The organism is Streptomyces griseobrunneus, from assembly GCF_046713465.1.
Classification (GTDB): Bacteria; Actinomycetota; Actinomycetes; order Streptomycetales; family Streptomycetaceae; genus Streptomyces; species Streptomyces microflavus.
Window position 1 is genome coordinate 777,469 of the sequence record NZ_CP177080.1, and the last position, 13,131, is coordinate 790,599.

The following is a 13,131-nucleotide window of genomic DNA, read 5'->3' on the forward strand; positions in this document are numbered from 1 at the left end:
TGCCCACGCGGGGCGCCCGCCCCCGGTTCAATGCTGCATGAAGCCCGGTACCGAGCAAGGAAAGAGGCGAGACGGGATGCGTCCCGAGGATACGCGTGGGACCGGCGGGGACGGGCTGCCGGTACCGATGGCCTGGCTGTACACGGAGTACACCGCCGACGAGCTGTTACGCACCGGCGACCTGATGGAACCGACGACGCTGGAGTTCCGGGCCGGGCGGGACGCGCTCGCGCTGACGATCTTCCTCTCCGGCCTCCTGGGGGACGCCCCCGTCTCCCGCGCGCTGTCCGAGGCCCGCGTCGACGAACTGCGGCTGCTCACGGCGTACGGGGCCACCTGGCGGAGCTGGGTCTGCGAGCGGCTCGTGGAGTCGGAGCGGCGGGCCGGGCCCGGCGACCCCGACCTGGCGCTGGCCCGGGCGGCCTGGCGGTGGCTGGAGGAGACCGAGCTGCTCGCCGCGGACCTCGACGCGATCGTGCCCGCGCCCTGGGAGCCGTTGGCCGGGGGCGCGCTCGACGGCGAGGGGGAGGTCCAGGTGTGGACCCCCGCGTGGCAGTTGGGCCTCCCGCTCGGGCATCTGGCCGTGCATCTGTGCTGATCCGGTCCGGGCGGGCCGGCCGGGTACGGCCCGCCGGTCCTCACCGCCGTACGGGACGCAGGAGCCCGGCGGTTAGCGCGGTGACGACCACGAACAGCGCCATGGGGGCCAGGGGCAGCAGACCATAGGCCCGCTCCAGCAGGGCGTCGACGTTCCCCATGACCGTCAGGAACCACCCCACGGCCCCCACCAGCACCATCACGTACACCCGGCGCTCCCGCAGCAGGCGCATGCCCACCCACAGCACCAGAGCCATGGTCAGGGTGGTGTTGACGACCGCCGAGGTGAACGACACGTCCGACGCGTAGCCCGGACCCGCCCCCATGTTGGTGGCCGCCTGTCCCACCAGCGAAACGAACAGCCCGTCGGACAGGATCACGTGCGACAGGGCCACCGCGACGACGGTCACGAGGAACGCCTTCCCGACCCGGACGGCCGGCGTGGACCGGGCGGGCGGGGCAGCCGGGGCGGAGGTGGCGGGAGGGGCGGTGGGACGGGTGGCGGTGGGACGGGTGGCGGTGGGCATGGATCGGCTGCTCCTCGGACCGGGAAGGGAAGATCACTGCGAATCCGCCCCACAGTCTGTCAGGAGCCCGTTCACCCCTGCGCACCAGGTCACAGGGGTCGGGCAGGGCTCACGAACCGTGCACTCCCGCGCGGTACTTGGGCAGCCGGAGCGTGATCCTCATGCCCGCGCCGATCCCGGTCTCGATGACGAGCCCGTACCCGTCCCCGTACACCTGGCGCAGCCTCTCGTCCACGTTGAGCAGGCCGATGCCGGTGGAGGTGGTGGCCTCGCCCCGAAGGATGCCCCGCAGCCGTTCGGGGTCCATGCCGCTCCCGTTGTCCTCGATCACCACCTCGGCCTCCGATCCGGCGTCGAGCGCGCTGATGGTGATCCGGAACGGGGCGGCGTCCTCGGTCCGCGCCCCGGGCAGGGTGACGGCCCCCTCCAGACCGTGCTTGACGGCGTTCTCCACCAGCGGCTGGAGGCAGAGGAACGGCAGGGCGACGGGCAGCACCTCGGGGGCGACCTGCAGGGTGACGGAGAGGCGCTTGCCGAAGCGGGCCCGGACCAGCGCCAAGTACTGGTCGATGGAGTGCAGTTCGTCGGCCAGGGTGGTGAACTCACCGTGCCGCCGGAAGGAGTAGCGGGTGAAGTCGGCGAACTCCAGGAGCAGTTCGCGGGCCTGCTCCGGGTCGGTACGGACGAACGAGGCGATGGCGGCGAGGGAGTTGAAGATGAAGTGCGGGGAGATCTGCGCCCGCAGCGCCTTGATCTCGGCCTCGATGAGCTGCGTACGGGAGCGGTCCAGCTCCGCCAGTTCCAGCTGTACGCAGACCCAGCGCGCGACCTCTCCCGCCGCCCGGGCCAGCACCGCCGACTCGCGCGGTGCGTAGGCGACGAGCGCGCCCAGGACCCGGTTCTCCACGGTGAGCGGCACGGCGACCGCCCAGCGCAGCGGGCAGTCGAGGTCGGCGCAGCCGCTGTCGAAGGCGGTGCCGCGCCCGCCCTCCAGCAGCGCCTCGATGTGGCCCATCACGTCCTTGCCGTGGTGGTGCCCGGCTCCGTCCCAGACCAGGACGCGTTCGCGGTCGGTGAGGCAGAGGGCGTCGGTGCCCAGCAGGGAGCGCAGCCGGCGGGCCGAGCGGCGGGCGCTCTCCTCGGTGAGGCCGGCGCGCAGCGGGGGCGCGGCGAGGGAGGCGGTGTGCAGGGTCTCGAAGGTGGCGTGCTCGACGGGGGTGCCGACGTCGCTCGGGCGCAGCGGGCGGGCGGCGGTGCGGCGGCCCAGCAGGAACCCCGTACCGAGCAGCAGCGCCACCAGGACGGCGACCGAGGCCCCGGTCATCTCTCCCTCCCGGCGGCGCGGGCCGAGGTGAGTGCCTCGGGAAGGTGGAAGCGGGTCATGGCGGCGTTGGTGCCCGGCGGTATCCGCCCCGGCGTCGCGAGAGAGACGAGGATCATCGCGAGGAACCCCACGGGGACGGACCAGACGGCGGGCCAGGCGAGCAGGGCGTGCGGCCAGCCGGGCGGGGTCACGGCCCCGCTCACGGTGATCGCGACGGCGAGGAGCGCGGAGCCGCCGCCGAGCAGGAGTCCGGCGATCGCGCCCGGCGGGGTGAGCCTGCGCCACCAGATGCCGAGGACGAGCAGCGGGCAGAAGGAGGACGCGGAGACGGCGAAGGCCATGCCCACCGCGTCGGCCACCGGTACCCGGCTGACCAGCAGCGAACCGGCGAGCGGCACGGCGATGGCGAGGACGGTGGCGAGCCGGAAGTGGCGTACGCCGCGTGAGGGCAGGACGTCCTGGGTGATGACCCCGGCGACGGCCATGGTGAGCCCGGACGCGGTGGAGAGGAACGCGGCGAACGCCCCGCCCGCGATGAGCGCGCCGAGGAGATCACCGCCGAGCCCGCCGATGACCCGGGCGGGCAGCAGCAGGACGGCGGCGTCCGCGTCGCCGCCGTGCCGCAGCTCGGGGGCGTACAGCCGGCCGAGGGCCCCGTAGATCGGCGGCAGGAGATAGAAGAGGCCGACCAGGGCCAGGACGGCGACGGTGGTGCGGCGGGCGTCGCGGCCGTTGGGGCTGGTGTAGAAGCGGACGACGACGTGCGGCAGACCCATGGTGCCGAGGAAGGTCGCCACGATGAGCCCGTACGTCGCGTAGAGCGGGTGGTCGGCGCGGAAGACGGCGAACTGGTCGTCGAAGCTGACCCGGGGGCGGCCGTCGCCCTGCCAGGCGAGCACGAGGAAGAGGGCGGGGACGAGCAGCGCGGTCAGCTTCAGCCAGTACTGGAAGACCTGGACGAAGGTGATGGAGCGCATCCCGCCCGCCGCCACCGCGACCGTCACCACGGTCGCGACGAGTACGTCGCCGAGCCAGCCGGGCGCCCCGGTGAGGATCTTGAGCGTCAGCCCGGCGCCCTGGAGCTGCGGGACGAGGTAGAGCCAGCCCGCGCCGACCACGAGGATGCTCACCACTCGGCGGACCTGCAGCGATTCGAGGCGCCCCTCGGCGAAGTCCGGCAGGGTGTACGCCCCCGAGCGGCGCAGCGGGGCGGCGACGAAGACCAGCAGCACGAGGTATCCGGCGGTGTAGCCGACCGGGTACCAGAGCATGTCCGGGCCGTGCAGCAGGACCAGCCCGGCGACCCCGAGGAAGGATGCGGCGGAGAGGTACTCCCCGCTGATCGCGGCTGCGTTGAGCCGGGGCCGCACGGTGCGCGAGGCGACGTAGAAGTCGGAGGTCGTACGGGAGATGCGCAGGCCGAAGCCGCCGACGAGGACGGTGGCGAGGACGACGAGGGCGACCGCCACCCAGGACGCCGTGTGGTCGGGGGTGCTCACGGTCGGGGGCGGCCCTCCACCAGCCGGGCGAAGTCGCGCTCGTTGCGCTCCGCCCTGCGCACGTACCACCAGGCGGCCAGGGTGAGCGGCGGGTAGGTGGCGAAGCCGAGCACCGCCCAGACCAGGGCCGCGCTGTTCAGGGCGGCGAACAGCAGCGGCAGGGTGCCCGCGACGAGGGCGAGCACGGCGAAGACGGTGAGCCCGGCGCGGAGCTGGCTGCGCATCAGCGAGCGGACGTAGGCGCCACCGAGGGCGGTCTGCTCCTCGATCTCCGACTGGGTGCGGTAGCGAGGCAGCGGACGCACCCGGCGGGGCTCTCCCGTGACGACTTCGCGCCGGGGTGCGGTCTCCTGTGACATGGGCTCGGAGTGTAGGCGGCGGGGGGTGGTGCTGGGAAGGCTTCAACGGAGGGGCTTCAACGAGGTCGCCCCAGGTCAGCGGCCGCCCTGGCGCATCAGCAGGTCGCGCAGGGCCCGGGTGTGGCGGCGGCTGACGGCCAGCTCGGCCTCCCCGATGCGCACGCTCATGCTCCCCGCGTCGAGCCGCAGCTCGTCGATCCGGCCCAGCGCCACCAGGTGGCGGCGGTGGATCCGCACGAAGCCGCGCGAGCGCCAGCGCTCCTCCAGGGTGGTGAGCGGGATGCGGACGAGGTGGCTGCCGGTGGCGGTGTGCAGCCGGGCGTAGTCGCCCTGCGCCTCGGCGTACGCGATCTCGTCGATCGGGATGAAGCGGATGACACCGCCGAGCTCGACCGGGATCTGGTCGGTGGCGGTGTCGTTCACCGGGGCGGAGCGGTCCCCCACCTGCTCGGCGACCCGGCGCACGGCCTCGGCGAGGCGTTCTCGGCGGACCGGTTTGAGGACGTAGTCGACGGCCTTGAGGTCGAAGGCGTGGACGGCGAAGCCCTCGTGCGCGGTGACGAAGACGATGAGCGGGGGCGAGGCGAATCCGGCGAGGAGCTGGGCGACGTCGAGGCCGGTGAGGCCCGCCATGTGGATGTCGAGGAAGACGACGTCGATCGCGGACGGGTCGTCGGGGCCCGCGTCCACGGCGCTGCCGATGCGGCGCAGCGCCTCGGTCGCTCCGGTGGCACCTTCGGCGCTGCGGATGCGGGGGTCGGCGCGCAGGAGGTAGAGGAGCTCCTCCAGGGCGGGGGGTTCGTCGTCGACGGCGAGTACGCGCAGCATGAGCCCGGAGTTTAGGCCTTGCGGGGGCCGATGGCTTGAGTGAATCCCGGCTTGTTCCCGTACCGCAGTACATGCAGACGACCGAGCCCCACATCCGTGTGGGGGCCTATGCCCTGGGCGTGCTCGGGAGGGCCGACGCCTTCCGGTTCGAGGAGCACCTGGAGGAGTGTCCGCAGTGCCGTGCCCGGGCGCGCGAGCTGGCCCGGGTGACGGCGCGGCTGGCGGTGGCCGGGCCGGTGGTACGGCCGGGTCCCGGGCTCGCGGACCGGCTCATGGAGGCGGTGGCGGCCGGCCGGCGCAGGGCGGGCAGGCGGCGGCTCGCGCTGGTGGCGGCCGTGGTGGTGCTGGCGGTGGGCGGCCCGTGGGCGGCGGCTGATCTCTCGGGCGGCCCCGGCGGCCCGGGGGAGGGGGTGCGGGTGCAGCGGTGGGTGGGGGCGGACCAGGGTTCGGGGTCGGCCGCGGTGGTGACGGCGGCGAGGCACGAGTGGGGTACGGCGGTGGCGCTGGAGGCCGTGCGGGTGCCGGCCGTCGGGGTGTGCTCGCTGATCGCGGTGGGCCGGGACGGCAGCGAGGAGACGGTGACCAGCTGGTCGGCCGGGGTCCCGGGTGACGGGCTGGTGGAGGTGGACGGCGGGGCGGCGCTTCGGCCGGAGGCCATCGACCGTTTCGAGGTGCGGACGGCGGGCGGGCGGCGGCTGGTGACGGTCACGCGGTGAAAGCCTCCGTGCTCACTTCAGGAACTTGGAGAGCCTCCGGTCGGCCAGCGGTTTGCCGCCGGTCTGGCAGGTGGGGCAGTACTGGAGCGAGGAGTCGCTGAAGGAGACCTCCAGGATGGTGTCACCGCAGACCGGACAGGCCTCCCCCGCCCGCCCGTGGACGCGCATCCCGCTCTTCTTCTCGGACTTGAGACTTCCGGCCTCCACTCCGCCGGTCCGTTCCACGGCGTTCTTGAGGGTGGTGCGCAGCGCGGTGTACAGACGGGTGATGTCGTCCTCGTCGAGGTCGGCGGTCCGTTTGAACGGGGACATCTTCGCCACGTGCAGGATCTCGTCGCTGTAGGCGTTGCCGATGCCCGCGATGAGCGACTGGTCGCGCAGGGCGCCCTTGATCTGGCGGCGCGCCCCGCCGACGATTCCGGCGAACGTGTCCCGGTCGAAGGCGTCGGCGAGCGGGTCGGGGCCGAGGCGGGCGATGCCGGGGACGTCCATCGGGTCGCGGACGAGGTGGACGGAGAGCCGCTTCCTGGTGCCCATCTCGGTGAGGTCGAAGCCGTCGCCGTCCGCGGTCACCAGGCGCAGGGCGAGCGGACCTTTACCGGGGCGCGGCGGGGCGGCCGGGAAGGAGTCCTTCCAGCGGAGCCAGCCCGCCCGCGCCAGGTGGGTGCAGAGGTGCAGCCCACCCGCCTCGATGTCGAGGAACTTGCCGTGGCGGGCCACCGAGGTGACAGTGGCGGAGTCGAGGGCGGAGAGCGGCGGGTCGTACGTCTTCAGGACGCTGATCGCCAGCGGGAGGACGCGGGCGATCTCCTTGCCGGCCAGGTGGTCGTCGAGGAAGACCCGCAGGGCTTCGACTTCGGGCAGTTCGGGCATGGCACCAGCCTGCCGCAGGGCGCGTACGGCTGCCTGTCAGGAGACCGGTGCCGCCACCCGGCCGCCGGTCAGCAGCGCCCCGATCCCGGCGAACTCCTCCTGGACCGCCTCGGCCAGCCGGTCCAGGTCCGGCAACGCCTTCCCGTCCGCCACCAGACCCACATGGACCCGGCCGCCGTACGTCGACAGGGCGACGGCCAGCGACTGACCGCGGGCCAGCGGTGCCATCGGGTACAGGGCGCTCAGCGGGCAGCCGCCGAGGGAGAGCGCGGAGCGCGGCAGCGGGACGCTGGTGACGAGCAGGTCGAAGAGCACCCGGGCGGCGTTCGCCGCCAGGGGTGCGCCGAACCGGTGGGCCAGCGGGTGCAGTTGGTCGGCGAGTACGGCGACGGCACCGGCGCCCTTCAGCGGTCCGGCCGCCTTGTTGCGGTCCATCGCTCCCCGGACCGTCCGCAGCCGTTCCCGGGGGTCGGCCGTGCCGACGGGCAGGTCGAGGAGGTAGGCGGAGAGGCGGTTCCCGGTCACCGCGCCGCCGGGCCTGCGCCGTGAGACGGGGACCAGGGCGCGCGGGTCGGTGCCGGTGAGCGCCTCGCCCCGCTCCTCCATCCAGCGGCGCAGGGCCCCGGCGACCACGGCGAGCAGGATGTCGTTGGCGGTGCCGCCCTCGGCCCGCCGGATCCGCTGGAGGGCCGTGGCGTCCAGGTCCGCGGTGGCCAGCCGCCGGGTGCCGCTGGAGGGCGCCGTGAAGGCGGTGTCACCGCGCAGGTCCAGGCGGCCCGCGCGGACGACGGAGGCGCCCACGCCCAGCGCCCGGCCGACCTCGCCGATCCGGCCGAGCGCCATGCCCGCCACCTCGCGGGGGTCGGGGAGCCAGGAGCGGGGCGGCACGGCGGGGCGGCCGCGCACGCCGGGCCGGGCCGCGGTGGCGGCGATCTCGTCGAAGATCCCGGCCCCGATGGCGACCGCCCGCATCCCGTCGGCCAGCGCGTGGTGCAGCTTGACGAGCACGGCGAAGGGCCCGTCGTCGGCGCCGCCGATCAGATACATCTGCCAGGGCGGCAGCCCTCGGCCCAGCGGCTGTTCCATCAGCTCGCCGGCCAGTCGGGTGGCTCCCGCCATGAAGTCGCCGTCGGCCACGGCGACGCGGCGTACATGGCGGTGCACGTCGAAGTCCTTGTCTACGGTCCAGGCCGCCCCGCCGACCGGCAGCAGGACGTCCCGTACGCACATCCGCAGCCTGGGGATCGCGGCGGCCCGGGTGCGGAGCAGTTCCAGGACGTGCAGCGGGGTGACACCGGACGCCGGGGCGAAGACGGCGAGCGCGCCCAGGTGCATGGGGTGGGCGTCGGATTCGAGGTGCCAGAAGGCCAGATCGAGCGGGGCCAGAAGTTCGGTACCCAACAGAGGGCCTCATGTCGTCGGGGGCGGAACGGCCGTACCCCCGCAGTCAATCCTTCGCGGTCGGTTACGGTCAAGTAAGGACATGTTACGTACTGTTACAGCTCCGTTCTCTGCGGAATTCCTGGCACCTCACGACCGGTCGGGGATCAGGAACTCGCACCACACGCACTTTCCGCTGCCCCGGGACTCCACGCCCCAGACGTCGGCCAGCCGGTCGACGAGCATCAGTCCGCGCCCCGAGACCCCCGACTCCCCCGCGTCCCGGCGCCGGGGCAGGGCGCTGGAGCGGTCCTCCACGTCGACGCGCAGCCGCCGCTCGGACCCGGCCATCACCCGGATCGTCACGACGGCCCCGCCGTCGGTGTGCATCAGCGCGTTGGTGATCAGCTCGTCGGCGGCCAGTTCGATCTCGTCGGCCCGCTCCTTCGCCCCCCAGGCGCGTACCGCCGCCCGGATCATGTGCCGGGCGGAGCTGAGCGCCTCGGGGTCGTTCTGGGCGACGTGCTGCCGGAGCCTGCCGCCGGGCTGGGGCGCCTGGGCCGCCCGGCGGCGGAGCAGCAGGAGCGCCACATCGTCCTGGCCGCCGCGCACGTCGACGGCGTCGCAGAGCCCGTCGGCCAGCTTCTGGAGGTTCTGGGGGCCGTTGGAGACCAGCGTGGTCAGCAGCTGCATGCCCTCGTCGAGGTCGGAGCCGGGCAGCTCGACCAGGCCGTCGGTGAACAGGATCATCGTCTGGCCGGGGTCCAGCTCCGCCGTCGTGACCGGGTACTCCAGCCGCCCGAACTCCGCGGAGAGCCCCAGCGGCAGCCCACCATCGGACGGCATGCGGCGGCAGCTGCCGTCCACGTCGCGCACCAGCGGGTCGACATGGCCGGCGCGGACCAACTGGACGACCCCGGTGGTCAGGTCGACCTCGGCGTAGGTGCAGGTGGCGAAGCGGTCGGTGTCCAGCTCGTGGAGGAAGACGGAGGCGCGCGCCATGACGGTGGCGGGGCTGTGCCCCTCGGCCGCGTAGGCCCGCAGCACGATCCTGAGCTGCCCCATGACGGCGGCGGCGTGGGTGTCGTGCCCCTGTACGTCCCCGATGACGGCGCCGACCCGTCCGCCGGGCAGCGGGATCAGGTCGTACCAGTCGCCGCCGATGTCCCGGCCGAGCCGGGCCGAGCGGTAGCGGACGGCGACCTGCGCCCCGGGGACGGCCGGGATCCGGCGCGGCAGCATCGCCTGCTGGAGCCCTTCGGCGAGGTCGTGCTCCTGTTCGTAGAGCATGGCCCGCTGGAGGCTCTGGGCGATCGAGGTGCCGAGCGCCATGAGGAGGTTGCGCTCGTCGGGGGTGAAGCCCGCCTTGTCGCGGTAGAGCAGGCCGAGTGCGCCGATCGGGCGGGCCTGCGCGATCAGCGGCATATAGGCGGCCGCGGTGATCCCCAGGTGGCTGATGTTGGGCCAGAGGACCGGGTAGGAGGTGGCGAAGTCCTCGGCGGACTCGATGAAGCGCGGGGTGAGCGTACGGACGACCTCACTCATCGGGTACTGCTCGTCCACCCGGGTGAACCGGGTGCCGGGGACGTAGGCGCCCTCGGGGCCGTCGGCCACGAGATGGATGCGGCCGGACTCCAGCAGGCCCATGACGAGGCTGGTGGCCCCGAGGTGCGCGAGGCCCTGGGAGTTCTTGAGGACCGCGATGACGTCCTTGACCGTACGGGCGTGCGCCAGGGAGGCGGTGGTGCCCTCCACCAGACTGGTGCGCTGGCGCCGCTCCACGTCCAGTTCCTGCCGGGCGGAGGAGTCGGCCAGCTCCTGGGTCGCGTCGCGGACGATGCCGATGATGCGGCGCGGCCGGCCGGTCCCGTCCCGGCGGACGAAGCCCTGGGTGTGGGTCCAGCGCAGGGTGCCGTCGCGGCGCTGGATACGGAAGTAGGCGCCGTAGTTGGTACGGCCGCTCTTGAGTGCCTGCGAGACCATCCCGTCCAGGCGTACGGCCTCGTCGGTCGGCACGCGCTGGGCGAGCGAGACCGGCCGGTCGTCGTACTCGTCGGCGGTCAGGTCGAACACGTCGAGGGCGGGCTGGTCCATGTGCATGAGGCCGGTGTCCAGATCCCAGTCGAAGCTGCCCATACGGTTCAGGGCGAGGCTGAGGTCCGGGTGGGCGGGCCAGTCGTCCGGGAGTGACAGGGCACCCGCTACCCGATCATCCATGTGGGCCACTTTGCCACCATTTGTCAGATTCTTCGAGTGATCCGTACGCCGACCGGAGCGGTCACCGCACGAGCTGGAGGAGGTCCGGGCGCGGCCCGGTCACCCGGCGAACGGCTCGGGAACGCCGGAGTCCACCGGCTCGTCGAACTCGTCGGGTTCGCCGGGGAAGACCTGGGTCGGCTCCGGTACCGCGCCGGGCTCGTCCTCCAGCTCCCACGGCTCGTCGGTCGGCATGCCGTCGAAGTCGTCCGGCGCCTCGGTGCCGGGGTCGGGCTCCATGGGCGGCGGGCAGCCGGGGGGCAGCTCGGCGGGGGCGTCCGGGGCCGAGGGGTCCGGGCACTGCGGCTCCTCCGGTTCGGCGGGGGCGGGCGCCGACGGGGTGGCCTCGGGGGCCTCGGGCTCGGAGGGGCGGGCCGGCGACGGGAAGAGCAGATCGTCGCTCGGCTCGAAGGGCGGCGGGTCGTCCGGGGTCCGGTCGCGCCCGCCGTCGTCACCGACGGTCCGCTCGATCCAGGTGTTGTCCGCGGTGTTCACGATGACCAGGCCGGTGACCGGCTGCACGCCGGGCTCGATCGCCAGGATCCGCGCGGGTTCGTAACCGGGCCAACGCTCGCCCCGGTGGGTGACCTGCCCCTTCGCGATCACCGGCTCGCCCAGCGGATTGCCGCAGGCGCAGCGGACCCGCGGCAGGCCTCTGCTGTCGACCAGGACGGCGGTGCCCGCCTGGAGCACGGCCTGGAAGGCGGTGCCGGCGCCGGCGCTGTAGCCGTGGTTGGTGACCTGGGCGTCGGCTCGCAGGACCACCGGGGTGAGCGAGCGCAGATAGCCCGGGATCTGCACGGCCTCGATGCCGGCCGTCTCCGCGAAGGCACTCGCCTTGTCCCGGTCGCCGGTCAGCAGGCGGACCTGCTGACCGACGTCGCAGGCGGCCTCGGACCGGACGCCCCCGTAGAGCCCGGGGACGGCGCCCGAGACCCGGTGGACCGTCCGGGTGGCGGAGCCGTCGCCCTTCTCCGGCGAACGGGTGGGGGACGGCGAGGGCGCGGCCCGCACCGTCGACCTGGTGAAGGGTCCGGGGCCCGGCTCGGCGAGCGACTGCAGGAGGACGTCCTTGGCCTCGGCGGTGCCGGTGGTGCCCTTCGTGGTCCTGTCCCCGGCGCTGTCGCAGCCGGCGGCGGCCAGCAGAACCCCGGCGGACAGCGCGGCGAGCGCGGCGTGCCGGAAACGTCTGGGTGAGCGCACGGGGCTCTCCTGCCTGTCCATGGCGAACGGATGGATCGTCACCATCTGTGCCGCACCGGACGCCCGCCCGCAAGCGGACGCCGGGCCGCGAAGTCTCATCTTGAACGTGTTCAAGAAAACCCCTACTCTCACCTCAGGAGTTGAACGTGTTCAAAGACGGGGGTGGGGCTGTGACCGTACTGGTCAACGCGATCGTGATGGCGGGCATGTTCGTCATCGTCCCGGCGGGGCTGCGGCTGACCGGGCTGCGGGAGCTGGACGGCATCCGAAGGCTCTGGCCCCTCTTCGCGGCGCCCGGCGCGGTGGCCCTATGGCTGCCGCGTGGCCCTACCGCCACCGCGCTGGCCTCGTGCTACGCACTGGGCACCGTCCTGCTCGCCCTGCAGGCCACACGCCGGGCGGTCCGCGACCGGGACCTCTCCCCCGCCGGAATCGCCCTCCTCACCGCACTGGTCACCCCGGCCGTCGCCGCGCTCGCCCTGGTCGCGGAGCGGTGGGGCCACGAACTGTTCGGCTTCGAGCTGGGCATCCTCGCCCTGACCGTGCCGCACTTCCACTTCGCCGGTTTCGCCGCCGCCCTGGTCGCCGGTCTCGTCTGCCGGGTCTCCGACGGCCCCGCAGGCCGGTTCGCCGCGCTCAGCGTGCCGCTGGGCACGCTCCTCGTCCTCGTCGGCTACTTCATCGGCGACTGGGCCGAACTGGCCGGGGCCGTGGTCCTGACGGCGGGCATGTGGACCGTCGGCCTGCTCACCTGGCGCCTGGGGCGCGAGGAGGGGCGGGACAGGACGACCCGGCTGCTCCTCCTCACCTCCGCCGCCGTCCTGGTGGCGACCATGCTGCTCGCCCTGAGCTGGGCGGTCGGCGAGGCGACCGGACTGCCCCACCCCACCCTGGCCTGGATGGCCGCCACCCATGGCCTGGGCAACGCACTGGGCTTCGCCCTCTGCTCGCTCCTCGCCTGGCAGCGCATCCGCACCACCACCCGCCCGTCCCACCCGTCCCACCCGTCCCACCCGGAAAGCAGGACAGCATGAGCACGCTCACCTACCCCGAGGTAGGCGCCACCCGGCTCGGACCGCTCCCAAGGGGCTACAACCACCTGCACCACCGCACCCGGGTCGGCCGGGGCGCGGACGACTTCGCGGCGGCGGGAGCGGCGGTGACCGAGTGGCGGATGCACCGGGCCGCGGGCACCAGGGTCGACGCCTCGGCCGCCCGGGCGGAGCCCGGTGGCAGGGTCAGGATGGCGCTCGGCGTGGGGCCGGTACGCCTGGCCGCAACGTGCGAGGTGATCTGGACGGCGTACGGGGAGGAGGGCCGCACCGGGTTCGGCTACGGCACCCTGACCGGGCACCCGGAGATCGGTGAGGAGTGCTTCGTGGTGGACCTGGCGGAGGACGGCACGGTCTGGTTCACGGTCATGGCGTTCTCGCGCCCCGCCGCCTGGTACGCACGGCTCGCGGGGCCGCTCGTGCCCCAGGTGCAGCTCTGGTACGCGCGCCGGCTGGGCCGGACGCTGCGCCGGCTCGTCGCGGCGGGCTGAACGCCGCCGCCGGGCCGATACTGGCA

At 73.6% G+C, this 13,131-nt stretch carries 13 protein-coding genes; 4 read left to right on the plus strand and 9 right to left on the minus strand.

What is annotated here, in order from left to right:
- Positions 1-76 precede the first annotated feature (76 nt).
- Positions 77-598 (plus strand): hypothetical protein, encoded by a 522-nt coding sequence (locus ACK8N7_RS03730; protein WP_500440919.1) that lies wholly within the window; start codon positions 77-79, stop codon positions 596-598.
- A gap of 40 nt (positions 599-638) precedes the next feature.
- On the opposite strand, the gene ACK8N7_RS03735 is transcribed toward ACK8N7_RS03730, so the two are convergent.
- The 5 genes from ACK8N7_RS03735 to ACK8N7_RS03755 all read right to left on the minus strand — a co-directional run bounded on the left by ACK8N7_RS03735 (position 639) and on the right by ACK8N7_RS03755 (position 5,134).
- A complete protein-coding gene (locus ACK8N7_RS03735; protein ID WP_500440920.1) occupies positions 639-1,124 on the minus strand; it encodes a hypothetical protein in 486 nt (161 codons plus the stop codon).
- A 109-nt stretch (positions 1,125-1,233) separates the two neighbouring features.
- Positions 1,234-2,448 carry a sensor histidine kinase gene (locus tag ACK8N7_RS03740; RefSeq protein ID WP_403210800.1) on the minus strand — a complete coding sequence of 405 codons (1,215 nt, stop codon included), beginning with the start codon at positions 2,446-2,448 and terminating at the stop codon, positions 1,234-1,236.
- On the minus strand, positions 2,445-3,947 hold the full coding sequence (locus ACK8N7_RS03745) for a sodium/solute symporter (protein ID WP_403210798.1): 1,503 nt from the start codon (positions 3,945-3,947) through the stop codon (positions 2,445-2,447). Before ACK8N7_RS03745 ends, ACK8N7_RS03740 begins: the two co-directional genes overlap by 4 nt.
- Positions 3,944-4,306 carry a hypothetical protein gene (locus ACK8N7_RS03750; RefSeq protein WP_015612883.1) on the minus strand — a complete coding sequence of 121 codons (363 nt, stop codon included), beginning with the start codon at positions 4,304-4,306 and terminating at the stop codon, positions 3,944-3,946. Before ACK8N7_RS03750 ends, ACK8N7_RS03745 begins: the two co-directional genes overlap by 4 nt.
- Positions 4,307-4,381: 75 nt before the next feature.
- Complete coding sequence (locus ACK8N7_RS03755; RefSeq protein ID WP_015612882.1) at positions 4,382-5,134, minus strand: LytR/AlgR family response regulator transcription factor; 753 nt, start codon at positions 5,132-5,134, stop codon at positions 4,382-4,384.
- Between the two features lie 71 nt (positions 5,135-5,205).
- Here ACK8N7_RS03755 and ACK8N7_RS03760 point away from each other — a divergent pair, with 71 nt between their 5' ends.
- On the plus strand, positions 5,206-5,850 hold the full coding sequence (locus ACK8N7_RS03760; protein WP_500440923.1) for a zf-HC2 domain-containing protein: 645 nt from the start codon (positions 5,206-5,208) through the stop codon (positions 5,848-5,850).
- Between the two features lie 12 nt (positions 5,851-5,862).
- Here the strand turns inward: ACK8N7_RS03760 and ACK8N7_RS03765 are convergent, their stop codons facing one another.
- From ACK8N7_RS03765 to ACK8N7_RS03780, 4 genes are all read right to left on the minus strand, one after another.
- On the minus strand, positions 5,863-6,723 hold the full coding sequence (locus tag ACK8N7_RS03765) for an Fpg/Nei family DNA glycosylase (RefSeq protein WP_500440925.1): 861 nt from the start codon (positions 6,721-6,723) through the stop codon (positions 5,863-5,865).
- A gap of 36 nt (positions 6,724-6,759) precedes the next feature.
- Positions 6,760-8,124 carry a wax ester/triacylglycerol synthase family O-acyltransferase gene (locus ACK8N7_RS03770; RefSeq protein WP_403210792.1) on the minus strand — a complete coding sequence of 455 codons (1,365 nt, stop codon included), beginning with the start codon at positions 8,122-8,124 and terminating at the stop codon, positions 6,760-6,762.
- 129 nt (positions 8,125-8,253) lie between these two features.
- Positions 8,254-10,320: a SpoIIE family protein phosphatase gene (locus ACK8N7_RS03775; RefSeq protein WP_403210790.1), complete on the minus strand. Its 2,067-nt coding sequence runs from the start codon at positions 10,318-10,320 to the stop codon at positions 8,254-8,256.
- A gap of 99 nt (positions 10,321-10,419) precedes the next feature.
- Complete coding sequence (locus tag ACK8N7_RS03780) at positions 10,420-11,562, minus strand: DUF6777 domain-containing protein (protein WP_500440927.1); 1,143 nt, start codon at positions 11,560-11,562, stop codon at positions 10,420-10,422.
- Between the two features lie 170 nt (positions 11,563-11,732).
- Here ACK8N7_RS03780 and ACK8N7_RS03785 point away from each other — a divergent pair, with 170 nt between their 5' ends.
- Together ACK8N7_RS03785 and ACK8N7_RS03790 are read left to right on the plus strand one after the other, a co-directional pair.
- A complete protein-coding gene (locus tag ACK8N7_RS03785; protein WP_500440929.1) occupies positions 11,733-12,596 on the plus strand; it encodes a YndJ family protein in 864 nt (287 codons plus the stop codon).
- Entirely contained in the window at positions 12,593-13,105 is a 513-nt protein-coding gene (locus ACK8N7_RS03790) for a DUF1990 domain-containing protein (protein ID WP_500440931.1), read from the plus strand. Before ACK8N7_RS03785 ends, ACK8N7_RS03790 begins: the two co-directional genes overlap by 4 nt.
- Positions 13,106-13,131 lie beyond the last annotated feature (26 nt).

Bases quoted from the DNA above. Each gene is read 5' to 3' on its own strand.
- ACK8N7_RS03730 (WP_500440919.1), top strand. From the start codon at position 77: ATGCGTCCCGAGGATACGCGTGGGACCGGCGGGGACGGGCTGCCGGTA.
- ACK8N7_RS03735 (WP_500440920.1), bottom strand. From the start codon at position 1,124: ATGCCCACCGCCACCCGTCCCACCGCCACCCGTCCCACCGCCCCTCCC.
- ACK8N7_RS03740 (WP_403210800.1), bottom strand. From the start codon at position 2,448: ATGACCGGGGCCTCGGTCGCCGTCCTGGTGGCGCTGCTGCTCGGTACG.
- ACK8N7_RS03750 (WP_015612883.1), bottom strand. From the start codon at position 4,306: ATGTCACAGGAGACCGCACCCCGGCGCGAAGTCGTCACGGGAGAGCCC.
- ACK8N7_RS03755 (WP_015612882.1), bottom strand. From the start codon at position 5,134: ATGCTGCGCGTACTCGCCGTCGACGACGAACCCCCCGCCCTGGAGGAG.
- ACK8N7_RS03760 (WP_500440923.1), top strand. From the start codon at position 5,206: ATGCAGACGACCGAGCCCCACATCCGTGTGGGGGCCTATGCCCTGGGC.
- ACK8N7_RS03765 (WP_500440925.1), bottom strand. From the start codon at position 6,723: ATGCCCGAACTGCCCGAAGTCGAAGCCCTGCGGGTCTTCCTCGACGAC.
- ACK8N7_RS03775 (WP_403210790.1), bottom strand. From the start codon at position 10,320: ATGGATGATCGGGTAGCGGGTGCCCTGTCACTCCCGGACGACTGGCCC.
- ACK8N7_RS03790 (WP_500440931.1), top strand. From the start codon at position 12,593: ATGAGCACGCTCACCTACCCCGAGGTAGGCGCCACCCGGCTCGGACCG.